The organism is Sphingosinicella sp. CPCC 101087, assembly GCF_004151485.1.
Classification (GTDB): Bacteria; Pseudomonadota; Alphaproteobacteria; order Sphingomonadales; family Sphingomonadaceae; genus Allosphingosinicella.
This window is the reverse complement of record NZ_SBFF01000007.1, coordinates 1-26,668: the sequence shown is the minus strand read 5'-3', so window position 1 is coordinate 26,668 and position 26,668 is coordinate 1. Positions and strand designations below refer to the sequence as shown.

The window sequence follows — 26,668 nt, the reverse complement described above, 5'->3', positions numbered from 1 at the left end:
AGCGCACATGCTCCATCACATGCCGCCGAGCCCTTCGCACAGCGCATCCCCGACCAGGTCGCGTGCGCGCATCGCATCCGCCTCGGTTCCGCCGGTCTTGTCGAGCCGGGCGCCGGCAAGGCTCGCGCCGGGGGCGCAATAATAAGAGCAGCCGGCCGGCAGTGTCGGCGGGAAGCTGACGTGGACGCCTTCGGCGCGTGCCTGGATCGGGCAGGCCGAATTGCCGGCCATGAGCAGGCTGAGCGTCTCGGAACGTCGAGATACCTGGCCGGCGCCGCTGCAGGTCCCGGAAGCGGTCCGAACGACGAGCCCGAAGCGCAATTCGCCCGAATCGGCCTCGACGATGCAGAGTTGGCTCGCGGCCGCGCCGGATCCCGCTTCATAGAGTCCGATGGGGGTCTCGGTCTGCACCCGCTCGACCGGAACCCGGCCTTCTTCAGGGGCGTCGACCGCCTCGCCGGGGCCGCGCTCGCCGGTACGGCCGCAGCCGGCGACAAGTAGGAACAGGGCAAAGCAGAGACGGCGCATCACACGGCCTGAACCGTCCGGGACGGGGTCAGGTTGCAGATTCTTTACGGTCAAGGGGGCGACAAATCGTCGATCGAACCTATATAAGCGGGCCGACGGGTATGACGGGCGATGGGGATGCTGACGACCAATCCATTCGACGACGACAAGCTGCGCGAGGAGTGCGGCGTGTTCGGCATCTGGGGCGCGGACACCGCAGCCGCGGTGGTGACTCTGGGCCTGCACGCGCTGCAGCACCGCGGCCAGGAGGCGGCCGGAATCACCAGCTATGACGGCCGCGCGTTCCACAGCCACCGCGCGATGGGCCACGTCGCGGGCAATTTCGACAAGGACGGCGTCATCCGCGCTTTGGCCGGCCGCGCCGCGATCGGGCATGTGCGCTATTCGACCACAGGCGAGACCGCGCTTCGCAACGTGCAGCCCCTGTTCGCCGAACTGTCGAGCGGCGGCTTTGCGGTCGCGCACAACGGCAACATCTCGAATGCCACGCGGGTGCGCCGCGATCTCAACCGTCGCGGCTCGATCTTCCAGTCGACGTCCGACACCGAGGTCATCATTCACCTCGTCGCCACCTCGACCTACCCCACTTTGCTCGACCGGTTCATCGACGCGCTGAAGCAGGTCGAAGGCGCGTACAGCCTGGTCTGCCTCACCGACGAGGGGCTGATCGCCTGCCGCGATCCGCTCGGCATCCGGCCGCTCGTCATGGGCCGGCTCGGCGAGGCCTATATCTTCGCCTCTGAGACGGTGGCGCTCGACATCGTCGGCGCGACCTACATCCGCACCGTCGAGCCGGGCGAGTTGATCGTCGTCTCGGAGAAGGGCGTTCAGAGCCACAAGCCGTTCGCACCGCAGCGCTCCCGCCCCTGCATTTTCGAGCATGTCTATTTCTCCCGCCCCGACAGCGTGCTCGACGGCGCCTCGGTCTATTCCGTGCGCAAGGCGATCGGCGCCGAGCTGGCGCGCGAGAATACGGTGGATGCCGATTATGTCGTGCCGGTACCCGACAGCGGCGTGCCGGCGGCGATCGGCTACGCCCAGGAGAGCGGTATCCCGTTCGAACTGGGCATCATCCGCTCGCATTATGTTGGTCGAACCTTCATCCAGCCGAGCGACCAGGTCCGCCATCTCGGCGTCAAGCTGAAGCACAATGCCAATAGCGCGCTCATCCAGGGCAAGAAACTGGTGCTGATCGACGATTCGATCGTCCGCGGCACGACCAGCCTGAAGATCGTGCAGATGCTGCGCGAGGCAGGCGCGCGCGAGGTGCACATGCGGATTGCAAGCCCCCCGACCCGGCACAGCTGTTTCTACGGTGTCGACACGCCGGAGCGGAAGAAATTGCTCGCCGCCCAGATGAACGTCGCCGAGATGAACAATTACATCAAGGCCGACAGCCTTGCCTTCCTCTCGATCGACGGATTGTACCGCGCACTGGGCGAGGAGATGCGCGACGAAGCCGAGCCGCAATATTGCGACGCCTGCTTCTCGGGCGCCTATCCGACTCGGCTGACCGACCGCGAGGATATCGAGCAGCGCGACCAGCTACTGCCGGCGGAACTTTACGCCTGAGCTTCCAGCGCTCGTCGTGCCGGCGCCGTGGGATCCGGTGGTCGCAACGCCGAGACACGGCGGCTTGCGGGATGGACCGCGGCGGTCCAATGGCGCCCCATCAGCTTTGAGACGCGAAGGCCCGCTGGATTCCCAGCCTTCGCTGGGATGACGGAGGGGTAATGACCGGTTTTCTGCAAGGGAGGCTTGCGCTGGTGACCGGGGCAAGCCGCGGGATCGGCGCGGCCACCGCCGAGGCGCTGGCGCGCGAGGGTGCGCACGTGATCCTCACCGCCCGGACGGCTGCCGACCTCGAGGCCGTCGAGGAACGGATCCATGCCGCCGCCGGCTCGTCGACGATCGCGCCGCTCGATCTCACCGAAAGCGACAGCATTGCCCGGCTCGCCGCGGCAGTCGCCGGACGCTGGGAGAAGATCGACCTCGTCGTCCTCAACGCCGCCATGCTCGGCACCCTCACCCCCGTCACGCAGATCGACGGCAAGGAGTTCAATCGCCTGCTGACGCTCAACCTGCTGGCCCAGCAGGCGCTGATCGCCGCCTTCGATCCGCTGCTTCGGCGAAGCGAATCCGGCCGGCTCCTGGCGCTGACCTCCAGCGTCGGACGGCGGCCGCGCGCTTATTGGGGCGCCTATGGCGCATCAAAGGCGGCGATCGAGACCCTCGTGCTCGCTTATGCCGAAGAGGTCGGTCAGGTGACGCCGATCCGCGCGGCGATCGTCGATCCCGGCGCCACCGCCACCGAAATGCGCGCCCGCGCCTATCCGGGCGAGGATCCGGCAACGCTCAAGCCGCCTGCCGCCGTGGCCGAAGCGCTGGTGGAACTGCTGCGGCGTGATTTCGAGACAGGCTATCGGCTGGAAGCTGGGATATAGATCCTTCCGACGCTGGCGCGCCAGCGTCGGAACCGTCCATTCCGAGAAGCGGCCGAGCCTGTAGGAGCCGCAAGTCGGAAGGGCGAACTCAGCCCCACCGATGTGGGTGGATCGGCGTGCGCGAGCCCGCCCCTCTCACCTCTTCACCAACGTCACCTGAGCCACGCCGAGTGCGCCGCCGCGGAAGCCGCCTTCGCAATACATCAGATAGTAGCGCCACAGTCGGTGGAACGCCTCGTCGAAGCCGTGCGGGAGACGAGCCTGCTCGACCGCTTCGTCGTAGCGCTGACGCCAGCGCCGCAACGTCTCGGCATAATGGAGGCCGTAGCCCTCGCGATCGCGCCACTCGAGACCGGCTTCCTCGGCAAGGCGCCTGAAGCGCGGCTCGTGGATGAGCAGCCCGCCCGGGAAGATGTAGGTCTGGATGAAGTCCGCATTGGCGGCATAGCGGTCGAAGAGCGCCTCATGCATCGAGATGAGCTGGATGCCGGCGCGGCCGCCGGGCGGCAGGACCCGGGCAACGCTGCCCAGATAGGCGGGCCAATATTCCTGGCCGACCGCCTCGACCATCTCGACGCTCGCCACAGCGTCGAATCCGCCGTCTATCTCTCGATAATCCGCCAGCCTGATCTCGGCCCGCTCCGACAGGCCGGCGCGGGCGAGCCGCGCCTCGGCGAACGCCTTCTGTTCGGCCGACAACGTCAGGCCGGTGACGTGGGCGCCATAGTCACGTGCGGCGACCTCGGCGAGACTGCCCCAACCGCAGCCGATCTCGAGCAGCCGCGCGCCGGGCCGCAGATGGAGACGATCGAGGAGAAGCCTGATCTTGCGCTCCTGTGCCGCGTAGAGCGGCTCGGCAGGATCGCTCGGGTCGGCGAAGATCGCGCTCGAATAGGTCATTCCCGGGTCCAGCCAGGCGCCGTAGAAGTCGTTGCCGAGATCGTAATGATGCTCGATGTTGCGGCGCGCGCGCGCCCGATCGTTGGCTCGCAGGGCGTGGGCGAGATGATTCACCCACTTCCACGGTCCCTTGGCGCGGCCGGTCTCGCCAAGCCCTGTCGCATTGCGGGTGAACAGGTCGAACAGGGGTACGGGATCGGGGCTCGACCATTCGCCGAGGGTCCAGGCCTTGTACCACCCGACCGATCCCGAAGAAGCCAGGCGGACCAGCGCACGCCAGCTCACGAGATGGACGATCGCTACCGGCCCGTCGGCATGACCGCCTAGGATCCGGAAGGTCCCGTCCGGCAGGGTCGCCTCGATGCGGCCTTCGGCAAGCCCGACATCGATCCGATCGAGCAGGCGCGCGAACCCGCGCGCGAACAACCGCGCGACCAAATCGCCGCCGGTGGCAAAGCCACGATCGGCTGCGACCAGATGTTTCCCCCGTTGAGCGGTCACGGTCGGGAAATGGTGCGGATCGGCCACGGAGGCAAGCGCCGTCTCTCGTCGTCCCGAAGCCACCTTCTGCGGGTCGGGCCGCGGGGGTTAGATTTCCCGCGGCTCCTTGGTCACCTGCCAGTTCGGACCGCGCGAGACGAGCGCCTGCAGATCGGGCTGCTTTCCCGCCGCAGCTTCCTCGTTCTGGCGAATGATCGCGCTTTCGAAGGTGGGACGCGGATCGTCGTAGATCACGCCCAGAGCCATCGGAAAGGCGCCGAACGGCATGTCGATAAGCATGTGCGCCACCGCCCGGTTGGTCGCGTCATGAACGATCACATCGGCCCCCTGCCAATCTCCGTCCACGACGTCGACCACGCGGAGGTTGAGCGCCTCGCGGTCGAGCGTCAGCCCCTTGGTGCCGTTGTCGAAAAGCATCGGCTCTCCGGACTTCAGCCAGAGCTGCTTGCCGGAATTGTCCTTGGCGGTGAACGGCGCGAACACGTCGTCATTGTAGACGATGCAGTTCTGGAAGATTTCGACGAATGCCGCGCCTTTATGGGCGTGGGCGGCCTTGAGCACTTCCGGCAGTTTCTTATGCACGTCGATGCCGCGGGCGATGAAGCGCGCCCCGGAGCCAAGCGCGAACGCACAAGGGTTGACCGGCCGATCGACGGATCCGAACGGAGTGGAAGGACTGCGCGTGCCGATCCGCGACGTCGGCGAATATTGGCCCTTCGTGAGGCCATAAATCTCGTTGTTGAACAGCAGAATCTGACAATCGAGATTGCGCCGCAGGATGTGCATCGTGTGGTTGCCGCCGATCGACAGGGCGTCGCCGTCGCCGGTGACGATCCACACGTCGAGTTCGGGGTTGGCGAGCTTCACGCCGGTTGCAATCGCCGGCGCTCGGCCGTGGATCGTGTGGAAGCCGTACGTCTCCATATAATAAGGAAAGCGCGACGAGCAGCCGATTCCGGACACGAACACCGTTTTCGAAGGATCCACGCCGAGCTCCGGCATCGTCCGCTGCACCGCCTTCAGCACCGCATAGTCCCCACAGCCGGGGCACCAGCGCACCTCCTGGTCGGTGGCGAAGTCCTTGGCGGTCAGCTTGGTCAACTCGTTCATTTCGGTCCTCGCCGGAGCAGGGCTCAGTAGAGATAATAGATAAGCGCGATCACCACGGCCAGCATCAGCACCAGCGGGATGAGGCGCGGGGGATTCACGGCCTTGGCTCGTCCACTTTCGTCACCCCGGCGCGAGTTGCGGTCCGAGCTGATTCGCCAGGGCCGCACTCGTCTCCAGGACGGCGTGGGCCCCAGCCTGCGCCGAGGCGACGTCGAAAGCCGTTCCTCATCCCAGCGCCTCCGCGATCGCCGCCTCTATCTCGGCGATCTTGAACGGCTGTCCGGAAACCTTGTTCACCGGTCGCGCGTCGACGAGATACTGGTCGCGCAGCAGCGTCTTCAACTGCCCGCGGTTCATCTCGGGCACGATCACCTTGTCGTAGGCGCGCAGCAGTTCACCCATATTCTTCGGCAGCGGCCAGACGTGGCGGATGTGGATATGGCTGACGTCGAGCCCGCGGCCCCGTGCGCGGCGCACCGCCTGGTGAATCGGCCCGAAGGTCGAACCCCAGCCCACGACGGCGAGCTTTCCGCCCGGACTGCCGAGGCACACGTCCTGGTCCGGAATCGAATCGGCGACGCCCTGCACCTTGTCGGCGCGGATGTCAGTCATCGCCTGATGGTTCTCGGGCGAATAGTCGATGTGCCCGGTGCCGACATTCTTCTCGATTCCGCCGATCCGGTGCATCAGGCCAGGCGTGCCGGGCTTGATCCAGACGCGCGCGAGCTTGCCGTCGCGGGCATAGGGATTGACCGCCTCCCCTTCGCCGAGCGCTCGGTCGTGAAACGCCACGGCGAAGGGCTCGTAGCCCGCCATTTCGGGCACTCGCCAGGGCTCGGCCGCATTGGCGATATAGCCGTCGGTGAGCAGCATCACCGGGGTCATGTACTGGACCGCGATCCGGCACGCCTCGATCGCGCAGTCGAACGCGTCGGCGGGAGAGCGGGCGGCGATCACCGGCAGCGGCGAGTCCGCGTTGCGGCCGTAGACGGCCTGGTAGAGGTCGGACTGCTCGGTCTTGGTCGGCAGGCCGGTCGACGGTCCGCCGCGCTGCGAGTTGATGATGACGAGCGGGAGCTCGGTCATGATCGCGAGGCCGATCGCCTCCGTCTTCAGCGCAATGCCGGGGCCCGAGGAAGACGTGATGCCGAGCTGACCGGCGAAGCTGGCGCCGATGGCGGCGGCGACGGCGGCGATCTCGTCTTCCGCCTGGAAGGTGGTGACCCCATATTCCTTGAGCCGCGAAAGATGGTGGAGAATCGCGCTCGCCGGCGTGATCGGATAGCCGCCGAAGAACATCGGCAGACCGGCGAGCTTCGCCCCGGCCACGAGTCCCAGCGAGATCGCCTCGGCGCCGGTCACCGTGCGGTAGAGGCCCGGCTCGGCGGGCGCCGGATCGACGTGATGCTGCTTGAGCGGGCTGCCGATCTCCGCGGTCTCGCCGAAGGCATGGCCGGCGTTCAGCGCCGCGATATTCGCTTCGGCGAGCTCAGGCGCCTTCGCGAATTTGGTCCTGAGCCACGCCTCGATCGGCTTGCGGTCCCGGTCGAACATCCACAGTGCCAGCCCCAGCGTCCACATGTTCTTGCAGCGCAAGGCTTCCTTGTTGCCCAGCCCGAACGGCTTCACGGCATCGAGCGTGAGCTGGCTTATATTGAACCGCACCAGCTGCCAGCGGGCGAGCGATCCGTCCTCGAGGGGATTGCCCTCGTAGCCCGCCTTGGCGAGGTTGCGTGCGCCGAACTCGCCCTCGTCGGCGATGATCAGCCCGCCCGGCTTGAGGTCCGCGACATTGGTCTTCAGCGCCGCCGGGTTCATCGCGATCAGCACGTCGGGCGCGTCGCCCGCGGTCTCGATCGCCGCGGATCCGAAATTGATCTGGAAAGCGGAGACGCCGAAGGTCGTCCCCTGGGGGGCGCGTATTTCAGCCGGAAAGTCCGGGAAGGTGGCGAGATCGTTGCCGGCCAGCGCGGTCGACAAGGTGAACTGGCCGCCGGTCAGCTGCATGCCGTCGCCGGAATCGCCGGCGAAGCGGACGACCACCGCTTCGGGGGCTTCGGCGGAACGGGGTTCGTCGGCGGGAACGTAATGAGTGGCCGTGGCCAAGGGCGCTTCCTTCAACTAGGCGGTTCCAGCCGCCGCGCGGGCGAACGTAGCGACGCGGGGCGCCCCTCACAACTCACCACGGCGCGGCGGACCCGCAAGACAAGATCGTTTCAAACCGCCACGGTTCGACGGGCGAAAACTCGCTTGCCGCCTCGCGGCCGGCAGCCTGTTTCACCCCGCGGGCCGGCGACATGGCTCGACCTGCAGCGATCGGTCCTTAAATAGGCGCTTCGAATCACGAGTTAAACCGGAGTTTCCATGGCCGAGCCTTTCGTGCGCCCCGATGTCCGGCTGTTTCTCGACTATCTGAACAATCTGCCTGGGCCCAAGAGCTATGAGATGGGGCCGGCCGAGGCCCGTATCATGATGGCGAGATCCCGCCATGTCGCGGACGCGCCGACCGGAGAGCTGGCCGTGATCCGCGACCTCGCCATGCCGGGGCCGGGCGGAGAGATCAGGCTGCGGCTCTTCGATGCACGCGACGCGCGCGAGCCCGGACCGCTCTTCCTCTTCTTCCACGGCGGCGGATTCGTCCTCGGCGACCTCGACACGCACGAGCCCTTCTGCGCCGAAATGGCGCGCGAGATGGACATGCCGGTGCTCGCCGTCGATTACCGCCTGGCGCCCGAGCATCCATGGCCTGCGGGCGTGGAGGACGCGATCGCCGCGGCGCGCTGGGCCGCCATGAGCCCCGAGGCGCTCGGCCGCCAGGTGACGGGCCTCGTCGTCGCCGGCGACAGCGCGGGAGGAAATTTCGCCATCGTCGTCTCGCTCGCGCTGCGCGACGATCCGGCAGCGGTGCCGGTGCTGGCACAATGGCCGATCTATCCGGCCGCCGATCCCAGCAGGGGCTATCCGAGTCGAACCGACTTCGGCGAAGGCTATCTGCTCAGCGGCAAGAGCATGGACTGGTACGACCAATGCTATGCCGCCGATATCGACGACTGGCGCTACGCGCCGATGGTGAAGAGCCAGCACGGCATGCCGCCCACCCTCGTCGTCACCGCCAGCCTGGATCCGATACGGGACCAGGGCCGGGCTTATGCGGCCGCGTGCATCCAGGCCGGCGTGCCCACCATCTTCCGCGAGGCTCGGGGCAATATCCACGGCTTCATCAACCTGAGAAAGGCGGTTCCCTCGTCCGCGGACGACATCAGGGGCTGCGTCGCGGCCCTCAGGCTGATGCTTTCGGAGGTGCCGCGATGATGGACGAAGGCGATCTCTACCGCCCCGCCGTCGGCGTCATGCTGATCAGTCATGCCGGCAAGGTCTGGGTCGGCCAGCGGCTCGACAGCACGCTGGAGGCCTGGCAGATGCCCCAGGGCGGGCTCGACCCCGGCGAGGAGCCGCTCGCCGGCGCGCTGCGCGAGCTGGAGGAAGAGACCGGGATACGTCCGGACTTGGTCGAGATCATCACCCGCGCCAGGGAGGAGCTCACCTACGATCTGCCCGAGGATCTGGTGGGCAAGATATGGAAGAAGCCCTGGCGCGGGCAGCGCCAGACCTGGTTCCTCGCCCGCTTCCTCGGTCAGGACGAGGACATAGACATCGCCACGCCGCATCCCGAGTTCCGCGCCTGGAAATGGGCAGAACCGGCCGAGCTTCCGGCGATGATCGTGCCGTTCAAGAAGAAGCTCTACGAGGACATCGTCGAGGCTTTCTCCGAATGGCTCTAGATACGCGTTGGTAATGCACATCCGCATGAAGGAGCCGCGCCGTGATTTTATGCGTCAGAGGATTGCGCCTCGCCCTTTGCCTCTCCGTCGCGCTGATCGCCTCGCCGGCGCCGGGTGCCGGCCAGGCGGCTCCGGCGCAGATCGAGAACGCGTATGTGCCGGCCGAGCAGATCCCCTTTGCCGATGAAGCTCCCGGACAGCCTCAGCAGCTCGGACCCTTGTGGGGCAACCGGGCTGAAGGTCCGGCGGGAACCTTGCTGAAGGTGCCCGGCGGCTTTCGGGCGCCGATCCACGCCCATACTGCCGATTACAGGGCGGTCGTGATTTCCGGAACATGGACCCATTGGGTCCCGGAGACCGGCGAAGGAATGGGACTCGAGCTGCGGCCGGGCGCCTATTGGACGCAAAAAGCCGATCAGCCGCACGGCGACGCTTGTATGTCCGAGAGCGAATGCGTGATCCTGCTGATCAACGAGGATCCGTACGAAACCTATCTTTCGGAGTGACGGCGGAGGCCGAGAAGATCGTGAGCGGGCATTGAGCAAGATCGATCAGTCACAGGACGTCGCGACCTTCAGTCGCCCGGCGCACCTGCCCGGGGTGGAGCTGATTTCCTTCTCCTATTTCCGGCGCGACTTTCCGTTCCACGCCCATCCCGAATATGTCATAGGTGCCGTTGTCGGAGGTGCCGAGCGGCTCTGCGTCAGGGGCGGAAGCCACAGCCTCGGCGTCGGCAGCACGCTCTTCTTGCAGCCGGACGAGCCGCATTCCAACTCCACCATCGGCGCCGAGCCCCTCCGTTACCGGGGCTTCTACATTCCGGCCGAGTCGATGGCGCGATGGCTTCCGGACGAAGCGGGACTGCCCGGCTTCGTCAGCCCCGCCAGCCATTCGCCCGGCCTTCATCGTTTGCTGACCAACGCCCATCGGCGGCTCCGCCTGGGCGGCGACGCGCTCGAGCAGGAGGAGACGCTGGCGGAGATCGCCGCCGCCCTTGCATCCGCCGAGATAGCCGGCACGGAACTAAAAAGGCCCCGATTTCGCGAAGCGATCGCGCGGGCCAAGGACTATCTCGACAGTCGACATGCGGAGCCGTTCCGCCTTTCCGAACTGGCCGAAATCGCCAGGCTCAGTCCATTCCACCTGCTCCGCTCGTTTCGAAGCGAGGTCGGCCTGACCCCCCTCGCCTATCGCAACCAGCGCCGGGTTGCGGAGGCGCGTAGACTGCTGAAGGGAACCAGGCCGATCGCCGAGATCGCGCTGGAGGTCGGCTTCGCCGACCAGAGTCACCTCACGCGCCATTTCCAGCGAATCGTCGGCGTCTCGCCTGGACGCTATCGGGAGCAATAACGTTCAATCCGCGCCGGCGGGAGCGGGCTATCACGGCCTCACCGCTCGAAACGTGGAGAACGAGATGAAATTCGCCGCCTTCATCCTCATGGCGTTCTGCCTGGCCGCGCCCGGCTTGGCGTGCGAGGCCGGCGCCTATCGATCGCCCTCCGGCGACCTTGCCGTGCTCACCACGCCGGCGGCCGGGGGCATGCGCTACACCTTCTTCGATGGACGGCGCGGCCCCATGGGGAGTGCGGATGCCCCGATCCGGTGCGACGGCGAGCGGATCGTCGGCGCCGGCGGCGGCGATTCGTCCGCATGGGCGAAGGTGCCGCTGAAGATCACCCGAACCGATTTTGAAAGCGAGGGAGTCCGGCTGGCCGGCGAACTGATCGAGCCGGCCGATGCCGGCGCGACGACACCGCTGGTCGTGATGGCGCATGGGTCGGAGAATACGGGTTGGATCGGCGGCCGCGTCGCCGTGCCCTACATCCTTGCCGCAAACGGCATCAGCGCCTTCATTTTCGACAAGAGGGGCACCGGCTCCTCGCAAGGCGAGTTCCACATGAACTTCCGCCGGCTGGCACAGGATCTCTCTGCCGCCGCCGCGCACGCGCGCACCCGCGCTCGAGGCAGGCATGGACCGCTCGGCCTTCACGGCTTCAGCCAGGGCGGCTGGGTCGCTCCGCTCGCCGCCGAGAGGGTCCAGCCCGATTTCATCGTCGTCAATTACGGGCTGGTCCTGTCGCCGCAGGAAGAAGATGCGGAGGAGGTGGAGACCGAACTGAAGGCGCTCGGCTACGGCCCGGACGTGCTCGCCAAGGCGCGCGAGGTAACCGGCGTTACGGGCGCGCTGATCGCGTCGGGATTCACCGAGGGGTTCGACGCACTCGACCGACTCCGCCGCGCTTATGGCGACGAACCGTGGTTCGGTGCGATCGAGGGCGAATTCACCGGCGGCATCCTCGCCCTCGACGAAGCGACTTTGCGCCGCGAGGGGCGGGAGCGATTCGATCGGCTGGACATCGACTGGGATTACGACCCGATACCGGTCCTTCGGGCAGTGTTGGCGCCCGTGCTCTGGATCGGGGCGGGAAACGACCGCGCCGCGCCTCCGGAAGTGACGCTGGAGCGGCTTGGCGCGCTCCGCCGCGAGGGTCGTCCGATCCAGATAGCCATGTTTCCGCGGACCGACCACGGCATCCTCGAATATATCGAGAATCCGGATGGGACCCGCACCGGAACCCGGCACGCGCCGGGCTATTTCCCGCTGCTCGTCGACTGGACGAAGGGCTGCCTGACCCACGATTATGGCGACGTCGCGCTGACCGGGGTCACTGATCGAAGGCCCGACTGCCGCTGACGGCAGCGCCCCCTGGTCGGCTCGCACCCACAAGGCGCGACGGCCAGCGCGGGCCCGTCCGCTTTGGGTGCCGACCCACCTTTCCTTTCGCCGGCGGTCCGGTCTACACGCCCCGCATGCAGAACCTCACCCGTATCGAGGCCGCCGCGATGGAGCATTGCGGCGGCGCACCGATGATCGATCAGGTGATCGCCTGGTCGGGGATCAACAGCGGAACGCGCAATCTGGCGGGGCTCGACCGGATGGCGCGGCTTCTCGCCGACGCCTTCTCGCTGCTCCCCGGCGTGCTGGACCTTCGTGATCCCGCTCCGGTCGACGCGATGGCATCCGATGGATCGCTGAGCCCTGTCGGCCACGGCGCGAACCTCCATCTGAGGGTCCGGCCCGAAGCGCCGCTCCAGCTGCTCTTCACCGGCCATATGGACACGGTGTTCGGCTCCGAGCACGCGTTCCAGGACGTGTTCTGGCGCACGGAGAAGGAAGTGCTCGGCGGCCCAGGCGTCGCCGACATGAAAGGAGGGCTGGCAGTCATGCTCGCCGCCCTGCGGGCGGTCGAGGCGACTCCCATCGCGGCCCGGATCGGATATGAAGTGGTGATCAACAGCGACGAGGAGACCGGATCGGCCGGATCGGCGGCCCTGATCGCCGAGGCATCGCTAGGGAAGCGGGCCGCCCTCACCTACGAACCCGCGGCGCTTCCTGACGGCACACTGGCCGGAGCGCGGCCGGGAAGCGGCAATTTCAGCCTCTTCGTGCAGGGCCGGAGCGCCCATGCCGGGCGCAACCCGGAGGAGGGACGCAACGCCCTTCTCGCTGCCGCCGACCTGGCGCTGCGCCTCGCCCAGGCGAGTCGACCGGGGCTCAAGGTCAATCCCGCGCGCATCGACGGCGGCGGGCCGAACAATGTCGTGCCGGACAAGGCGGTGCTGAGGGTCAACTTCCGGCCGTCGAAGCCCGAGGACGAGATTCGCGCCCGGACGCTCCTGGACGAGGCGGTCGCGGCGATCGCGGCGGAGCACGACGTGAAGATCCGGATCCATGGCGGCTTTGGCCGCCCGCCCAAGCCGATCGACCCCCGAGCCGAGGCATTGTTCGGCTTGGTCCGCCGCTGCGGCGCGGATCTCTGCCAGGAGATTGGCTGGCGCGACACCGGCGGCGTGTGCGACGGCAACAATATCGCGGCGTGCGGCGTGCCGGTGGTCGACACGATGGGCGTGCGCGGCGGCGCCATCCATAGCGAGGACGAATTTTTGATCGTCGAAAGCCTGGTCGAGCGCGCCCGCCTTTCGGCGCTGACCATCCTGCGACTGGCCGAGGGGGACATGCCATGAGCTTCAGGGTGCGGCCCGCCCGGAACGACGATTTCGAGGCGATCTACGAGATGGCGAAGCTGACCGGAGGCGGATTCACCAACCTGCCGCCGGACCGGGGCGCCCTGGTCGACAAGCTGGCGCAATCGGCCGACGCCTTCAGCCGCGAGCCGGACCTGGAACTGGGCAACTTGTTCCTGTTCGTGCTCGAGAATGTCGAGACGGGCCAGATTCGCGGGACGTGCCAGATCTTCAGCCGCGTCGGAACGGAGCAGCCCTTCTATAGCTATCGGATCAGCACGCTCACCCAGACCTCGCCCGAGCTCGGCCGCACCTTCAAGGCCGAGATGCTGACCCTGTGCACCGATTTCGAGGGCTGCTCGGAGGTCGGCGGCCTGTTTCTCCACCCGGGCGAGCGGGCCGGCGGCCTGGGCCTGTTGCTGGCACGCAGCCGCTATCTGTTCATCAAGCTCCACCGCGAGCGCTTCGCCAAGAAGGTGATCGCCGAATTGCGCGGCGTCATCGACGAAGGCGGCGGCTCGCCTTTCTGGGACGCCATAGCCGGCCGATTCTTCGGGATGAGTTTCCAGGAAGCGGACGAGTTCAACGCCGCCCACGGCACCCAGTTCATCGCCGACCTGATGCCGAAGACGCCGATCTACACGGCGATGCTGCCGGAATCGGCACGAATGGTGCTCGGCGTTCCCCACCCGTCCGGCCGCGCCGCGATGAAGATGCTGGAACATGAGGGTTTCACCGCCGACGGCTATGTCGACATTTTCGACGGAGGACCGACCATGTCGGTGGCGACGGATCGGATCCGCACCATCCGCGAATCCCGCGCCTTCACATTGGCCGGGACCGAAAACGAGAAAGAGGGGCAGAAAGCGCTGCTCGCATCCGGCCGGCTCCAGGATTTCGTCGCCTGCTATGGTAGGCTACATCCTGGCAAGTCCGGCAACGCCGCGCTCGATCCCGACAGTGCTGCCTTGCTCGGCATCGCTCCGGGGGCCAGCTTCCTCGCCATGGGCCGCTAGGCCGTGGCGATCGTCGAGATCAATTTCGACGGAATCGTGGGTCCGAGCCACAATTATTCCGGCCTCAGCCTGGGCAACATCGCCTCCACCACCAACAAAGGCGCGATCGCGTTTCCGCGCGCGGCCGCGTTGCAGGGAGTGGAGAAAATGCGCCGCAACCTTGCGCTCGGCCTGAACCAGGGCGTCTTCCTCCCCCACCCCCGCCCCAATCGCGAATGGCTTGCCGCGCTCGGCACCGATCCCGACACAGTCCCGGATTCGCTACGCCAGACGGCCTTCTCCGCCTCGGCGATGTGGGCGGCCAATGCGGCGACCGTGTCGCCCGCGCCCGACACGGCCGACGGGCGCTGCCACCTCACCGTCGCCAACCTCCGAACCATGGCGCATCGCAGCCATGAATGGCCAGGCACGCTGGCCCAGCTCGAGATCGCGTTCGCCGACGAGCGGCATTTCGCTGTCCATCCGCCGATCCCGCCCACCTTCGGCGACGAAGGCGCGGCCAATCACATGCGGCTGGGCGCCCGTCACGAATCCCCCGGCGTCGAGGTGTTCGTGCACGGCGTTCGCGGCGGCCCGTTTCCGGCGCGCCAGCATGTCGAGGCGTGCCGGGCGATCGCCCGGCTCCACGGTCTCGATCCCGATCGGACCTTGTTCGTCGCGCAGTCGGAGGCGGCAATCGCGGCCGGCGCCTTTCACAACGACGTCGTCGCGGTCGCGAACGAGAATGTGCTTTTCGCGCACGAACAGGCCTTCGAGGACCGTCCCGACTTCTACGCCGCCTTGAAGCGGCGCCTGCCCGAGCTCGAGATCGTCGAGGTGCCCGCCAGCGCCATCAGCCTCGAAGACGCCATTCGATCCTATCTGTTCAATGCGCAGCTCGTGACCCTGCCCGAGGGCGTCATGGCCCTGGTCGTTCCCGAGGAAGCGCGTGAGACTCCGGCGGTCTGGAACTGGCTCGAGCAAATGGTCGAAGGCAATGGTCCGATCCGGCGGCTGATCGTCGTGGACGTTCGCCAGTCGATGGCCAATGGCGGCGGTCCCGCATGCCTGCGCCTGCGTGTCGCGGCCGATCCAGCCACCATCGATCCGCGCTTCCTCGTCGACGAGATCCGGCTGGACCGGATATCGGCCTGCATCGAGGCGCACTGGCCGGAGCAGATCGCCCCGCCCGATCTTGCCGATCCGGCGCTGACGCAGGCGGTCGAGAAGGCCCGCGCGGCGCTCTGCCGCACGCTCGAGCTTCCCGAACTCATCTAGGCTCGCCGGAACCGCATCGCAGCGGGACCCGTTCCTGTCCGGGAAGGAGAAGCGAAATGCCTGCCAAATCCGCTGCCCAGCAGAAGGCTGCCGGCGCCGCCCTTTCGGCGAAGCGCGGCGAAACCTCCAAGAGCAAGCTCAAGGGGGCGTCCAAGTCGATGGCCGAATCGATGTCCGAAAAGGAGCTCGAGAAGATGGCTTCCACCAAGCGCAAGGGCAAACCCGAGCACATCGGAGACTGACATTGCGGCGTGACGGCGCAGGGTGAAGATACTGCGCCGCGGTCTGGGTCACGGCTCGGCCAGGTCGGCCGCTATGCTGCGCAGCGCCTTCTCGAAGGCTTCAGGGGGCTGTCCTCCCGAAATGAGATATTTGTCCTCGATCACCACGGCCGGAACGGCACTGATTCCGCGTGACTGCCAGAGCCGCTCGGCATCTCGCACCGCTTGCGCATATCTTCCGGAAGCGAGCACCTCTCGCGCCGCAGCGGGCTCGAGCCCCGCTTTTTCCGCGGCCGCGGCGAGCACCTCGGCATCGGACGGATCGAGCCCGTGGGTGAAATAAGCCTCGAACAGGGCGACCTTCAGCGCCTTCTGATGACCCGATTCGCGCGCCCAGTGGAGCAGGCGGTGCGCGTCGAACGTGTTGTAGATGCGGCTGTCCTCGGACAGGGCGATGGTGAAGCCGACGCCGGCCGCCTTTTCGCCAATCATCTTTCGGCTTTCGGCCGCTTGCGCCTGCGAAGACCCATATTTCTGCGCAACATGCTCGACGATATTCTGCCCTTCCGGCGGCATGCCTGGATTGAGCTCGAACGGCTGAAAGACGATCTCGCCGCGCACGACGTCGCTCGCCCGGTCGAGGCCTTCCTCGAGCCCGCGAAGACCGATGATGCACCAGGGGCAGGACACGTCGGAGACGAAGTCGATCTTGAGGGTCGTCGTCACCTCGTCCTCCTTCCGATGGCCGGGTCTGCACCACCACCTAGCAGCCTTCCAGCGCCCCATGCCAGCGCCCCAGAAAGGGGATGCCCGCAGGAAGCCAAACTGCGGTGGCGCGAGGAATATTGGCTCGCGATCCGCGCCGAATCCCATCCAGGCCGTCCTTCGGCCGAGACCGGCATCGGGCTGGACCGTTACTCGAGACGAAGCACCGACTCGGCTCGGCCGTCGAAGCGGCGCGCGGCGGATTGCGGAGCGAAAGGAGAATGGCGCGCCCGAAAGGATTCGAACCTCTGACCCCCAGATTCGTAGTCTGGTGCTCTATCCAGCTGAGCTACGGGCGCGCGGGAGGCGTCGACATAGGGGCTGCCCCCAGCCCGCGCAAGCCCCGGCTTCATCCCACGCAAGAGCGCATCCGCGCGCTGAGAAGCGATAGCGCCGCGCGCGGAGGCGGAGTTGCCGCGGTGCCGGGGGACGAATAGGGAGAGTGGGTGAACGCTCCCACGTCCCTCCCCTTCGCGGCCCTTGTCGCCGCCGCAATGGCGCTCCCGGGCTGCGTTCCCCAGGGCGAGTTTCCGTCGCTGGAGCCGCGTCCCGCGGAACGCGACCGCTCGATGGAGCCACCGGTCCGGGAGGCTGCCGTCGCGCCCTCCGATCCGGCGTTGCGGCTTCGCCTCTCCGAGCTCGAGCGGCAGGCGGCGCGCGGGCAGAGCGATTTCGACGGCGCATATGCGCGAGCCGAGGCGGCCGTGCGATCGGCGGGGTCTGCCGAATCCGAAAGCTGGGTGGAGGCGCAGCAGGCGATCTCCAGGCTCGAGGCCGCGCGGACGGAGACGATGCGGGCGCTGATCGAACTCGATCGGCTCGCCATCGACCGGGCGGATATGCCGACCAGCAATTCGGACTTCGCCGCCATCCAAGCCGCGATCGCCGCAGCCCAGCAGCTGGCGGAGGGTCAGCAGGCGCGGATCGAGGCGCTGCGGGCCCGTCTCAGGGACTAAACCGACCTCACCCCTGCCCGCGGACCGCTTCCGCGTGGCGTTTCGCGAGCGCGGCATAGTGCGCAACGCCTTCGCGCATCCGAGCGAGGTCGTCGGAGCGCAGCTCGCGAACAAATTTCGCCGGACGACCCGCCCAGAGCTGTCCCGACGGAATCTTCTTGCCCGGCGTGAGCATCGCGCCCGCGGCCAGCATCGCGTCGCTGCCGATCTCGCAGCCGTCCATGACGATCGCGCCGAGCCCGACAAAGGCCCGGTCGTGCAAGGTGCAGCCGTGGACCATCGCCATGTGGCCGATCAGCACGTCGTCGCCGATCAACGCGGGAAAGCCCGCGTCCGGCCCGCCCGGACGCGGCGGATCGACATGGATCACGCTACCGTCCTGGATGTTGGAGCGGGCGCCGATGCGGATCACGTTCATGTCGCCGCGAAGCACGACATTGTACCAGATGCTCGCCTCCGGGCCGATCTCGACGTCGCCGATCAGCACCGCGCCGGGTGCGACGAAGGCGGAGGGATCGATTCGCGGCGACCGGCCGGCGAAGGAAATACGGGTCATGCGCGCCATTCCGCGGATTCGAGGCAATAGACGATGGTCGGGTTCAGCTCGGGAAAGCGGGGATCGTCATAGCCGAATTCCAGCCGCCGGCGCATGCCGAGACGCTCCATCAGGCCCCAGCTCGCCACATTCTGCGGATAGGTGATCGCAACCACCCGCTCGGCGTCGAGGCGGTCGAACGCGAAATCGAGCGAGGCCATCGCCGCTTCCCGGGCATAGCCCTGCCCCCAGGCATCCTCGCGCAGCCGCCAGCCGATTTCGTGCATGCCCTCGACCGGGCTGCCCACCGCGTCGGCTATCTTGAGCCCGCAAAAGCCGAGCAGTTCCCCGTCGACCTTGCGCTCGACGACCCAGAAGGTGAAGCCGCGCTCGCGCTGCCACCGGATCATCCGCTCTTCGATCGACTTGCGCAGCTCGGCCTGTGTCTGAACACCGCCGAGCCAGCGCATCACCGCCGGCGTGTTGGTGTGCCGGATGAAGGGGGCGATATCCTCGTCACCCCAGTCGCGAAGCCGAAGACGAACCGTCTCGATCATCGCAGCGCCGAAGGCAGGAGGCTCCGATAGCTGATGATCGGCAGGATCGAGGCATGGTCGTCGGTCCAACCCGAAAATCCGGGCTGGGTCTCGAGCATGGTCCAATTGATACTGTCCTCGCCGCTCAGCTGCACGAGCCGGTCGATCGTCTCCGGAGTGCGCGAAAGGGCGATCCACACGGAGATCGTGGCATTGGTCGCCTCTTCAGCCTCGGTCGGCACATATTCGAGCATCGCGCTGGTCCAGCCTCCCTCCAGCGCGATGTCGGCGATGACCGGCTTCAGGTCCAGATAGCGGTTGGAGACGTGGAACAGGACGATGCCGTCACGCTGCACGGCGCGTCCATAGACTGCCAGTGCTTCCCGAGTGAGCAGGTGCATCGGCACCGAATCGGACGAGAAGGCGTCGATCGCCAATATGTCGATCGAATCGCCCGGCTCGCCCCTCAGCCTGATGCGTGCGTCGCCGAGCACGATGCGCGCTTCCGGCGCGCACTGGGCAAGGAAGGTGAAGCGGGTCCGTGCGACTTCGACCATTGCCGGGTCGATCTCGAAGAACGTCCATCTGCGGCCTCGGTCCCGGGCGTAGCAGGAGAGCGTGCCGCTGCCGAGGCCAACGATGCCGATGCGCGCGTCGGCGCCGAACAGCGCTCCGGCATTAGCCAGCGCAAGGCCGACGCCGGATCTGCGAGCATAATAGCTGGTCGGCATCGTCTCGAGCCCCGGCTGGAGATTCTGGATGCCGTGCAAGGTGGTCCCATGGGTCAGCACCCTTGCCGATTCGTCGGGGCGCTCGCTCACCTCGTAAACGCCGAAATAGGAGCGAGTCCGGTCGTCGCCCGCGGAGCGGCCAAGAATCGACCATCCGCCGTAGCTCAGCATCAGCGCCGCCAATGCCACCGCAAATGCCCATCGCCGGCCGAGGCAGGCCAAAGCGAGCAGCGAGACGATGACGCTTCCCGCCATCACCACGCCTTGTGACCGGCCGAGCAGTCCCTGATCCGCAGCGAAGGACAGGATAAGGGCGAGCACCGGCACGGCAATCGACAGCAGCCAGGTGAAACGTCGCGGCCAAGGCATCAGCGCATATTGCGGGACGAGCAGAGCCGCGGCGAGCACCAGCAGCGGATGCTCATAGGTCCAGTCGAACAGCAAGGGTGCGACGATCGCGCAGAACAGGCCACCGAGCATGCCGCCGAACGACATGGCGAGATAGAAGCTGGTGAGATGTCCAACGGCGGGCCGGAGCCTGAACATCTCGGCGTGCAATGCCGTCGCGACGACGAACAGAAGGAACAGGCCGAGTGTCGCCGAGAAGAAGGGATTCTGGGTCCCGCTGCTGAAGGCGAGCCCGCCGGCCACCAGGATCACCAAGGGTGCGAGTATGGTGACGAAGTCCGCTGCCTTGCGTTTGCGGGCGAAGGCGATGACGAAGCTCAGCAGGTACAGGCCGAGCGGCAACGCCCAGAGCAGGGGCATGGCGACGATGTCGGTGGTGAGATGCGTGGTCGTCGAGAGCATCAGCCCCGAGGGAATGGCGGCGAGCACGATCCAGTGAAGCACCTGGCGCGACGTAGGCGGAGGCGCCGTCTCCTCGGGGGCGACGCTCACCGCCTCGGCCGGAACGGTAAGCGCGCATATGGCGACCAGCAGGACCAGGAGCGCATAAAGGCCGCTCCACAGCCAACTCTGCTGCTGCAGGGTCATCAGCGGCTCGACGACCAGGGGATAGGAGATCAGCCCCGCAAAACTGCCGAGATTGGAGGCGGCGTAAAGCGGATAGGGATCGCCGCGGCTCGTCTCGAGCGCGTACCAGCGCTGCATCAACGGCGCCTGCGCCGACACGATGAAGAAGAGTGGCCCGATCGAGCTCAGCAGGAACCAGGGCACCCACAAGGCCGGGGTGGCATCCGCGGACAATGCCATTTCGGCCAGCCCGATCGGCAGCCAGAGCGAGGCCAGTCCGAACAGGACGACGTGGATCCCGACCTGCTTGCGTGGCCGCAGCCGCGCCACCCAATGGGCATAAGCATAGCCGCCGAGCAGCAGCAGCTGGTAGACCAGCATTGCGCTGTTCCACACTGCCGGAGCACCGCCGACCTGGGGCAGCGCCATTCGGGCCACCATCGGCTGCGTCAGGAACAGCAGGAAGGAGCCGGTGATGATCGTCGCGAGAAAGAGCGGACGGACGTAGCGTTCGTTCACCCGCCTCGCGGTCACCTCGATCGCCACGCTCGGTTCCCCGCCGCCGTCAGCTGAGCAATCGCGCCGCCGCGGGCGCGTGATAGGTGAGGATTCCAGCGCAGCCGGCACGCTTGAACGCCATGAGCGTCTCGATCATCAGCGCGTCCCGATCCCCCGCGCCGGCCGCCGCCGCAGCCTCGATCATCGCATACTCGCCCGACACTTGATAAGCGAAGACAGGGACTTCGAAGCGTTCCTTCACACGGCGAACGATGTCCAGGTAGGGCAGACCCGGCTTTACCATCACATGGTCGGCGCCCTCGGCGAGATCGAGCGCCACTTCGCGCAACGCTTCGAGCGCGTTGGCAGGATCCATCTGATAGCCTTTCTTGTCCCCCTTGAGCAGACCGCGTGATCCGACCGCGTCGCGGAACGGGCCATAGAAGGCGCTCGCATATTTGGCGGCATAAGCCATGATCTGGACGTTCGCATGCCCTGCCTGTTCAAGGGCTGAACGGATTGCGCCGACCCGTCCGTCCATCATGTCCGACGGAGCGACGATGTCGGCACCCGCCGCAGCCTGAACCAGAGCCTGTGCGGCGAGCTTCTGCACCGTCGCGTCGTTGAGGACATATCCCGACGCGTCGACCAGACCGTCATGACCGTGCGCCGTATAGGGATCGAGAGCGACGTCGGTGAGCACGCCCACCTCCGGCGCCGCGGCCTTTGCGGCCGCCACCGCCCGACAAATGAGATTGTCGGGATTGAACGCTTCGGCGGCATCATCGCTGCGCAGGGCTGCCGGCGTGTTCGGGAACAAGGCGATGCAGGGTATGCCGAGATCGCGCGCCTCCCGCGCCCGTTCCGCGATCCGGTCCACCGACCAGCGCGAAACGCCCGGCAGAGTGGCGATCGGCTCCTCGACTCCTTCGCCTTCGGTGACGAAGAGCGGCCAGATCAGGTCGGCCGGGCCGAGGCTGGTCTCGGCCACGAGGGCGCGGCTCCAGGCATGGGTCCGCGTCCGGCGAAGGCGAAGGGCTGGAAAGGCGGCTGACGTCATTTCGCGGAACCGCTTAGAGCGCTTGCCCGGAAATCGGAAGCGCTCGCTGTATTTCGCTGCTACGCCCGGGACACCCGGAAGGCCTCACGAGTTTGCGCACCATGATCGTCGAGAAGCCCGTGCCCCGGCAGGCCGTCCTGGTCGTCAACGCCCAATCCCGCAGAGGGCGAGCGCTGTTCCGACAAGCCGTCGAGAAACTGAGGGCGGCGGGAATCGAGTTGATCGCCGCTCATGCGATCCGCAATCCGGATCTTCTGATTCCGACGATGAAGGAAGCGGTGCGGAACGGCGCGCCGATGGTGATCGTCGGCGGCGGCGACGGCTCCTTGTCCTGTACGGTCGACGAGGTGGTCGATCGCGACTGCGTCTTCGCGTTGCTGCCGCTCGGCACCGCCAACAGCTTTGCGCGCACGCTCGGCATCCCGCTCGACCTCGATGGCGCGATCGACGCGATTCGCAACGGCCGCCGCCGCCGGATCGACCTCGGGATGATCGACGACGACTATTTCGCCAATTGCGCCGCGATGGGCCTGTCGCCGATGATCGGCGAAGGCATTCCCCCGAAGCTCAAGCGCTATTTCGGGCGGGTCGGCTATCTGGCCTGGGCGCTCTACTGCCTGATCCGCTTCCGCCCGTTCCGGCTGACCGTCGACGACGGTCACGAGAAGAAGACGATCTGGGCGACCGAGGTGCGGATCGCCAACGGCAGTCACCATGGCGGCGTGGAGCTGGTCGAGAAAGCCGACGTCGACAGTGGCGAGATCGTCGTCCAGGCGGTGACCGGCCGCAGCTCCCTGCGGCTGATTTGGGATTGGTCTGCCAAATATTGGAAGCTGCCCGCTCGCCACGCCATGGTCGAGGAGTTTCACGGCCGTCGGCTCCTCGTCGACGCCCGTCCCCGGCAGCGCATCTCGATCGACGGCGAGGTGCTGGCGAGAACGCCGGCCGTGGCGGCGGTCGCCGAGCGCGCGATCGAGGTGGTCGTGCCGGCCTAATCCCGCCGGCGGCGGACGCTCAGCGATGCATCGTCTATCGTCAGACTGAGCTGGTCCGGGTCGCTGTCGCGTTGAATGAGAAAGACATGATCGCTGCCTTCGGCAACGACCGCGCTCATCGCCTGGGTCAGCTGGATGCGGACCGTCGGGATGCGCGAATAGTTCGAGCTGACCTCGACCAGGTTCGGCCCGACGCGTTGTACCGTGATGGCGACGTCCGACCGGGACGAGCCGCGCGCATCCGAGATGACGTCTCCGACATAGTTGCCGGCGGCAAAATCGGCGAGATCGGCGGCCCGGCCAGGTGCCTCGGGCGCGGGCTGCGCCAGCGCGGCCGGTACGGGAACCAGGAGGAACAGAGACGCGAGGCGAACGAGGCGCATCATCCCATATCCTTCGCGCAAGTCGGAAGCTTCGATGATCATAGCGGATCCGGCCCCGCTGCGGCAATCATCATCGAACGGGCGGCCGCGCGCGTCATCCCAGCCGATCGAGGGCGGCGCGATACTTCTCGGCCTCCGCGGCTTTCTCCTCATGATCCGCTCGCGCTTTCTCTACCGCTTCGGGCTTCGCACGCTCGACGAAATTCGGATTGGCGAGCCGGGCAGCGAGCGAATCACGCTCCCTTTCCGCGGCTTCCGCCACCTTGGCTAGGCGGGCACGCTCGGCCGCGACGTCGATGACGCCTTCGAGAGGCAGGACGAAGGTCGCCTCGTCCACCACCACCTGCGCTGCACCGCCGATCGCCGGCGCGTCACTGATCCCGCCGATCCGCGCCAGTCGCTGGATGGCTCCGGCATGACGTGCGAGCCGATCGGTCGTCGCGAGTGCCGCATCGCGGACGTGCAGCGCGATGCGCGCACCGGGGGGAATGTTGAGCTCGGCTCGCGCGCCGCGGATCGCGCCGATCAGGCGGATCAGCCAATCGATCTCCGGCCCGGCCTCGGCATCGAGCGCGCGCGCATCCGGCACCGGCCATTTCGCCAGGATGAGGGGGTTGGTCCGATCGCCGAGGGCGTTCCACAGCTCCTCGGTGACGAAGGGCATGAACGGATGAAGCATCACCAGGATCTGGTCGAGCACCCAGCCGGCGACCTGGCGGGTCTCCGCTCCGGCGTCCTCCCCTTGCCCGCCCGCCGCCAGCCCTTCGGCGCCGCTCAGGAGGGGCTTGATCAGTTCGAGATACCAGTCGCAGAACCGGTCCCAGACGAAATGGTAGATGGTGTTGGCGCTCTCGTCATAGCGCAGTTCGGCCATGGCGAGGTCGAGCGCCTGGATGGTCCTCATCGTCTCGCCGACGATCCAGCGGTTGATCGCCAGGCTCGCGCGCGGCGGTTCGATGGTGTTCGAGGCGCCGATGCCGTTCGCCTGGCAGAAGCGGGCTGCGTTCCAAAGCTTGGTGCCGAAGTTGCGATAGCCTTCGACCCTCTTCTCATCGAGCTTGATGTCGCGCCCTTGGCTCTCCATCGCGGCGAGGGTGAAGCGCAGCGCGTCCGCGCCGTAGCGGTCGATCAGCCCGAGTGGATCGACCGTATTGCCCTTCGACTTGGACATCTTCTGGCCCTTGGCGTCGCGCACCAGGCCGTGAAGATAGAGTGTCTTCCATGGCCTTTCGCCAAGGAAGTGGAACCCCTGCATCGCCATGCGGGCATCCCAGAAGAAGATGATGTCGAAGCCGGAGATCAGCACGTCGTTCGGATAATGGCGCCGTAGCGTCTCGGTCTGCTCGGGCCAGCCCAGCGTGGCGAAGGGCCACAAGGCGGAGGAGAACCAGGTATCGAGAACGTCGGGGTCGCGCCTGAGCGGGCGGCCTCCGGCATTGGCCTGCGCTTCCGCCTCGGTCTCGGCGACGAAGACATTGCCCTGGTCGTCGTACCAGGCCGGGATCTGGTGCCCCCACCAGAGCTGGCGCGAGACGCACCAGGGCTGGATATTCTCGAGCCAGTTGAACCAGGTCTTTTCCCAGCTCTTCGGGACGATCCTGATGTCGCCGCTGCGCACCGCCTCGATCGCCGGCTTCGCCAGCGTGGCCGCGTCGACATACCATTGATCGGTCAGCCAGGGCTCGATGACGACGCCCGAGCGGTCGCCATAAGGGAGTTGGATCGAACGGTCCTCGACCCGCTCCAGGAAGCCGCCCGCATCGAGGCGCTCGACGACGCGCTCGCGCGCGGCGAACCGGTCGAGCCCGACCAGATCGGCCGGAACGAGCCCATCTTGCGTCTGGACCACCCGCGCCTCGGCGTCGAGCATGTTGAGCATGTCGACTGGCTTCATCCCGGCCCGGCGTCCCACTTCGAAGTCGTTGAAATCGTGTCCCGGCGTGATCTTGACCGCGCCGGAGCCCAGCTCGGGATCGGCATGCTCGTCGGCGATGATACGCACGAGTCGGCCGGTGATCGGAAGACGCACTTTGCGGCCGACCAGGTCGCGATAGCGATCGTCGTCGGGATGAACCGCCACCGCCATGTCGGCCAGCATGGTTTCCGGCCGCGTCGTCGCAACCTGGATGAACCCTGAGCCGTCCTCGAGCGGATATTTGAGGTGCCAGAACTTGCCCTGGACTTCGCGAGTCTCGACCTCGAGGTCGGAGATGGCGGTGCCGAACTTCGGATCCCAGTTGACGAGCCTCTTGTCGCGATAGAGCAGCCCCTCGCGGTAGAGCTGAACGAACACCTTGATCACGGCAGCCGAGAAGCCGGGATCCATGGTGAAGCGCTCATTGGTCCAGTCGCACGACGCGCCGAGGCGGCGGAGCTGGCGGGTAATCGCGCCGCCCGACTGCGCTTTCCACTCCCAGACATGATCGACGAAGGATTCGCGGCTCATGTCGGTACGCTTCACGCCTTGGCTGGCAAGATTGCGCTCGACCACCATCTGGGTGGCGATGCCGGCATGATCGGTGCCCACGACCCAGAGCGCGTCTTTGCCCTGAAGGCGGGCGTGACGGGTCAGCACGTCCTGCAGGGTGACGTCGAGTGCATGGCCGATGTGGAGCGATCCGGTCACGTTGGGCGGCGGCATGACGATCGTCCATGGCTCCGCCTCTCGGCGGCTGGGGCGAAAGAGGCCTTCCTCCTCCCAGCGCCTGTACCAGCGCGCTTCGATTTCGGCGGGGTCGAACGTCTTGGGCAGCTCGGTCATGGCGGCTGCGCTTAACCGGCTTTGTTCGGCCCGTCACGCCCTGCAGTGGAGCGGGCCGTTCCCTGGCCCACGAAGACGCGCAGGTCCTGCACGGACGCGACGCGCGCCGGCTCGAACGTCGCTAAAGGTTGCGCCCGGTGATGCGGGCAATCTCTCGCGTGACCAACTGCTCGACGATCGCCGGGAGATGCTCGTCGAGCCAGTCCTTCAGCATAGGCCGGAGCATGTCGCGCACCACCGCCTCGAGCGCCCCGGTATCGGTCGGAATCTCCGTGCGCTGGCGAAGGGCAGACAATGCGGCGAGCCGTTCGCGGCTGGCCGCGGCGGCGCCGCTCGACAACAGGCCCGCTTCCTCGGTGACCGGATCGTCGAGCTCGAGCACGTCGTCCTCGGACGCTTGCGGCGATTCGTTCGGTGCCGCGCGGCGGGCGCGCGGCGACCCTGCCGCCGTTCCGGCGCGGCCGTCCTCCGCGATCACGCGTTTGATGGAAGCGAGTATCTCTTCCATCGAAGGGTCTTGCTGAATTTCCCCCATGCGGAGGGCCTCACCTGTCTGTGCTGCCGAGGGGACGACGAATGTCCCTCAGTCTGAGGGCCTTATCGCCGATCGTTGGAGCTCTGTCACGGGGCTGTTTGCGTCTGGTGGGGCGGTGCGGGTGGAGACCGGCTGCGGCGACGGCCCGTCGTC

The 26,668-nt window shown here is 66.8% G+C and carries 26 protein-coding genes and 1 tRNA gene; 13 read left to right on the top strand and 14 right to left on the bottom strand.

Going from position 1 to position 26,668, the window contains the following annotated elements:
• Positions 1–15 precede the first annotated feature (15 nt).
• Positions 16–528 (bottom strand): hypothetical protein, encoded by a 513-nt coding sequence (locus tag EKM57_RS11900; protein WP_129792728.1) that lies wholly within the window; start codon positions 526–528, stop codon positions 16–18.
• A gap of 117 nt (positions 529–645) precedes the next feature.
• Here EKM57_RS11900 and purF point away from each other — a divergent pair, with 117 nt between their 5' ends.
• Positions 646–2,100: an amidophosphoribosyltransferase gene (gene purF / locus EKM57_RS11895; protein WP_129792727.1), complete on the top strand. Its 1,455-nt coding sequence runs from the start codon at positions 646–648 to the stop codon at positions 2,098–2,100.
• Positions 2,101–2,261: 161 nt separating this feature from the next.
• Positions 2,262–2,972, top strand: a complete 711-nt coding sequence (locus EKM57_RS11890) for an SDR family NAD(P)-dependent oxidoreductase (protein WP_129792726.1) — start codon at positions 2,262–2,264, stop codon at positions 2,970–2,972.
• Positions 2,973–3,107: 135 nt separating this feature from the next.
• Here the strand turns inward: EKM57_RS11890 and EKM57_RS11885 are convergent, their stop codons facing one another.
• From EKM57_RS11885 to EKM57_RS11875, 4 genes are all read right to left on the bottom strand, one after another.
• Complete coding sequence (locus EKM57_RS11885) at positions 3,108–4,373, bottom strand: cyclopropane-fatty-acyl-phospholipid synthase family protein (protein WP_129792725.1); 1,266 nt, start codon at positions 4,371–4,373, stop codon at positions 3,108–3,110.
• 87 nt (positions 4,374–4,460) lie between these two features.
• Complete coding sequence (locus EKM57_RS11880; protein WP_129792724.1) at positions 4,461–5,483, bottom strand: 2-oxoacid:ferredoxin oxidoreductase subunit beta; 1,023 nt, start codon at positions 5,481–5,483, stop codon at positions 4,461–4,463.
• 23 nt (positions 5,484–5,506) lie between these two features.
• Entirely contained in the window at positions 5,507–5,650 is a 144-nt protein-coding gene (locus tag EKM57_RS21895) for a hypothetical protein (RefSeq protein WP_165357384.1), read from the bottom strand.
• Positions 5,651–5,708: 58 nt separating this feature from the next.
• Positions 5,709–7,589, bottom strand: coding sequence for a 2-oxoacid:acceptor oxidoreductase subunit alpha (locus tag EKM57_RS11875; RefSeq protein ID WP_243451011.1), 1,881 nt, complete (start codon positions 7,587–7,589; stop codon positions 5,709–5,711).
• A 258-nt stretch (positions 7,590–7,847) separates the two neighbouring features.
• On the opposite strand from EKM57_RS11875, the gene EKM57_RS11870 reads away from it, so the two are divergent.
• The 9 genes from EKM57_RS11870 (at position 7,848) to EKM57_RS11830 (ending at position 15,806) form a co-directional block, all read left to right on the top strand.
• On the top strand, positions 7,848–8,795 hold the full coding sequence (locus EKM57_RS11870; RefSeq protein ID WP_129792723.1) for an alpha/beta hydrolase: 948 nt from the start codon (positions 7,848–7,850) through the stop codon (positions 8,793–8,795).
• Positions 8,792–9,265, top strand: coding sequence for an RNA pyrophosphohydrolase (locus EKM57_RS11865; protein ID WP_371414140.1), 474 nt, complete (start codon positions 8,792–8,794; stop codon positions 9,263–9,265). The genes EKM57_RS11870 and EKM57_RS11865 overlap by 4 nt, the downstream gene beginning before the upstream one ends.
• A 41-nt stretch (positions 9,266–9,306) precedes the next feature.
• On the top strand, positions 9,307–9,771 hold the full coding sequence (locus EKM57_RS11860) for a DUF4437 domain-containing protein (RefSeq protein WP_206185409.1): 465 nt from the start codon (positions 9,307–9,309) through the stop codon (positions 9,769–9,771).
• A 31-nt stretch (positions 9,772–9,802) separates the two neighbouring features.
• Positions 9,803–10,615, top strand: coding sequence for an AraC family transcriptional regulator (locus tag EKM57_RS11855; RefSeq protein WP_129792722.1), 813 nt, complete (start codon positions 9,803–9,805; stop codon positions 10,613–10,615).
• Between the two features lie 64 nt (positions 10,616–10,679).
• Positions 10,680–11,960, top strand: coding sequence for a S9 family peptidase (locus EKM57_RS11850; protein WP_129792721.1), 1,281 nt, complete (start codon positions 10,680–10,682; stop codon positions 11,958–11,960).
• A gap of 116 nt (positions 11,961–12,076) precedes the next feature.
• The gene (locus tag EKM57_RS11845; RefSeq protein ID WP_129792720.1) at positions 12,077–13,291 is read left to right on the top strand and encodes a hydrolase; all 1,215 of its coding nucleotides are present in this window, start codon (positions 12,077–12,079) and stop codon (positions 13,289–13,291) included.
• Positions 13,288–14,307, top strand: coding sequence for an arginine N-succinyltransferase (locus EKM57_RS11840; RefSeq protein ID WP_129792719.1), 1,020 nt, complete (start codon positions 13,288–13,290; stop codon positions 14,305–14,307). The genes EKM57_RS11845 and EKM57_RS11840 overlap by 4 nt, the downstream gene beginning before the upstream one ends.
• A 3-nt stretch (positions 14,308–14,310) precedes the next feature.
• On the top strand, positions 14,311–15,564 hold the full coding sequence (locus tag EKM57_RS11835; RefSeq protein ID WP_129792718.1) for an N-succinylarginine dihydrolase: 1,254 nt from the start codon (positions 14,311–14,313) through the stop codon (positions 15,562–15,564).
• Positions 15,565–15,620: 56 nt separating this feature from the next.
• Positions 15,621–15,806, top strand: coding sequence for a DUF3008 family protein (locus EKM57_RS11830; protein WP_129792717.1), 186 nt, complete (start codon positions 15,621–15,623; stop codon positions 15,804–15,806).
• A 48-nt stretch (positions 15,807–15,854) separates the two neighbouring features.
• Here the strand turns inward: EKM57_RS11830 and EKM57_RS11825 are convergent, their stop codons facing one another.
• The gene (locus EKM57_RS11825; protein ID WP_129792716.1) at positions 15,855–16,511 is read right to left on the bottom strand and encodes a DsbA family oxidoreductase; all 657 of its coding nucleotides are present in this window, start codon (positions 16,509–16,511) and stop codon (positions 15,855–15,857) included.
• Positions 16,512–16,772: 261 nt separating this feature from the next.
• Positions 16,773–16,849: transfer RNA gene (locus EKM57_RS11820), tRNA-Arg, on the bottom strand.
• Between the two features lie 147 nt (positions 16,850–16,996).
• Here EKM57_RS11820 and EKM57_RS11815 point away from each other — a divergent pair.
• Positions 16,997–17,506: a hypothetical protein gene (locus EKM57_RS11815; protein ID WP_129792715.1), complete on the top strand. Its 510-nt coding sequence runs from the start codon at positions 16,997–16,999 to the stop codon at positions 17,504–17,506.
• Between the two features lie 7 nt (positions 17,507–17,513).
• On the opposite strand, the gene EKM57_RS11810 is transcribed toward EKM57_RS11815, so the two are convergent.
• The 4 genes from EKM57_RS11810 to hemB are packed head-to-tail and all read right to left on the bottom strand — an operon-like array spanning position 17,514 to position 21,841.
• The gene (locus tag EKM57_RS11810; RefSeq protein WP_371414139.1) at positions 17,514–18,062 is read right to left on the bottom strand and encodes a gamma carbonic anhydrase family protein; all 549 of its coding nucleotides are present in this window, start codon (positions 18,060–18,062) and stop codon (positions 17,514–17,516) included.
• A complete protein-coding gene (locus EKM57_RS11805) occupies positions 18,059–18,598 on the bottom strand; it encodes a GNAT family N-acetyltransferase (RefSeq protein ID WP_129792713.1) in 540 nt (179 codons plus the stop codon). The genes EKM57_RS11810 and EKM57_RS11805 overlap by 4 nt, the downstream gene beginning before the upstream one ends.
• On the bottom strand, positions 18,595–20,829 hold the full coding sequence (locus EKM57_RS11800) for a fused MFS/spermidine synthase (RefSeq protein WP_243451010.1): 2,235 nt from the start codon (positions 20,827–20,829) through the stop codon (positions 18,595–18,597). Before EKM57_RS11800 ends, EKM57_RS11805 begins: the two co-directional genes overlap by 4 nt.
• 19 nt (positions 20,830–20,848) lie before the next feature.
• Positions 20,849–21,841 carry a porphobilinogen synthase gene (hemB, locus tag EKM57_RS11795; RefSeq protein WP_129792712.1) on the bottom strand — a complete coding sequence of 331 codons (993 nt, stop codon included), beginning with the start codon at positions 21,839–21,841 and terminating at the stop codon, positions 20,849–20,851.
• Between the two features lie 101 nt (positions 21,842–21,942).
• On the opposite strand from hemB, the gene EKM57_RS11790 reads away from it, so the two are divergent.
• The gene (locus EKM57_RS11790; protein WP_206185408.1) at positions 21,943–22,836 is read left to right on the top strand and encodes a diacylglycerol kinase family protein; all 894 of its coding nucleotides are present in this window, start codon (positions 21,943–21,945) and stop codon (positions 22,834–22,836) included.
• On the opposite strand, the gene EKM57_RS11785 is transcribed toward EKM57_RS11790, so the two are convergent.
• The 3 genes from EKM57_RS11785 to EKM57_RS11775 form a co-directional block, all read right to left on the bottom strand.
• Positions 22,833–23,261 (bottom strand): hypothetical protein, encoded by a 429-nt coding sequence (locus tag EKM57_RS11785; RefSeq protein ID WP_129792711.1) that lies wholly within the window; start codon positions 23,259–23,261, stop codon positions 22,833–22,835. The two genes, EKM57_RS11790 and EKM57_RS11785, sit on opposite strands and share 4 nt — an antisense overlap.
• 52 nt (positions 23,262–23,313) lie before the next feature.
• Positions 23,314–25,980 carry a valine--tRNA ligase gene (locus EKM57_RS11780; RefSeq protein ID WP_129792710.1) on the bottom strand — a complete coding sequence of 889 codons (2,667 nt, stop codon included), beginning with the start codon at positions 25,978–25,980 and terminating at the stop codon, positions 23,314–23,316.
• Positions 25,981–26,101: 121 nt separating this feature from the next.
• Entirely contained in the window at positions 26,102–26,488 is a 387-nt protein-coding gene (locus EKM57_RS11775) for a DUF2497 domain-containing protein (RefSeq protein ID WP_243451009.1), read from the bottom strand.
• Positions 26,489–26,668: the final 180 nt, after the last annotated feature.

Excerpts from the sequence above, each read along its gene's own strand:
- EKM57_RS11900 (WP_129792728.1), bottom strand. The coding sequence starts at position 528 with ATGCGCCGTCTCTGCTTTGCCCTGTTCCTACTTGTCGCCGGCTGCGGC.
- purF (WP_129792727.1), top strand. The coding sequence starts at position 646 with ATGCTGACGACCAATCCATTCGACGACGACAAGCTGCGCGAGGAGTGC.
- EKM57_RS11890 (WP_129792726.1), top strand. The coding sequence starts at position 2,262 with ATGACCGGTTTTCTGCAAGGGAGGCTTGCGCTGGTGACCGGGGCAAGC.
- EKM57_RS11880 (WP_129792724.1), bottom strand. The coding sequence starts at position 5,483 with ATGAACGAGTTGACCAAGCTGACCGCCAAGGACTTCGCCACCGACCAG.
- EKM57_RS11870 (WP_129792723.1), top strand. The coding sequence starts at position 7,848 with ATGGCCGAGCCTTTCGTGCGCCCCGATGTCCGGCTGTTTCTCGACTAT.
- EKM57_RS11865 (WP_371414140.1), top strand. The coding sequence starts at position 8,792 with ATGATGGACGAAGGCGATCTCTACCGCCCCGCCGTCGGCGTCATGCTG.
- EKM57_RS11850 (WP_129792721.1), top strand. The coding sequence starts at position 10,680 with ATGAAATTCGCCGCCTTCATCCTCATGGCGTTCTGCCTGGCCGCGCCC.
- EKM57_RS11845 (WP_129792720.1), top strand. The coding sequence starts at position 12,077 with ATGCAGAACCTCACCCGTATCGAGGCCGCCGCGATGGAGCATTGCGGC.
- EKM57_RS11840 (WP_129792719.1), top strand. The coding sequence starts at position 13,288 with ATGAGCTTCAGGGTGCGGCCCGCCCGGAACGACGATTTCGAGGCGATC.
- EKM57_RS11830 (WP_129792717.1), top strand. The coding sequence starts at position 15,621 with ATGCCTGCCAAATCCGCTGCCCAGCAGAAGGCTGCCGGCGCCGCCCTT.
- EKM57_RS11810 (WP_371414139.1), bottom strand. The coding sequence starts at position 18,062 with ATGACCCGTATTTCCTTCGCCGGCCGGTCGCCGCGAATCGATCCCTCC.
- EKM57_RS11805 (WP_129792713.1), bottom strand. The coding sequence starts at position 18,598 with ATGATCGAGACGGTTCGTCTTCGGCTTCGCGACTGGGGTGACGAGGAT.
- hemB (WP_129792712.1), bottom strand. The coding sequence starts at position 21,841 with ATGACGTCAGCCGCCTTTCCAGCCCTTCGCCTTCGCCGGACGCGGACC.
- EKM57_RS11790 (WP_206185408.1), top strand. The coding sequence starts at position 21,943 with ATGATCGTCGAGAAGCCCGTGCCCCGGCAGGCCGTCCTGGTCGTCAAC.
- EKM57_RS11785 (WP_129792711.1), bottom strand. The coding sequence starts at position 23,261 with ATGATCATCGAAGCTTCCGACTTGCGCGAAGGATATGGGATGATGCGC.
- EKM57_RS11780 (WP_129792710.1), bottom strand. The coding sequence starts at position 25,980 with ATGACCGAGCTGCCCAAGACGTTCGACCCCGCCGAAATCGAAGCGCGC.
- EKM57_RS11775 (WP_243451009.1), bottom strand. The coding sequence starts at position 26,488 with ATGGAAGAGATACTCGCTTCCATCAAACGCGTGATCGCGGAGGACGGC.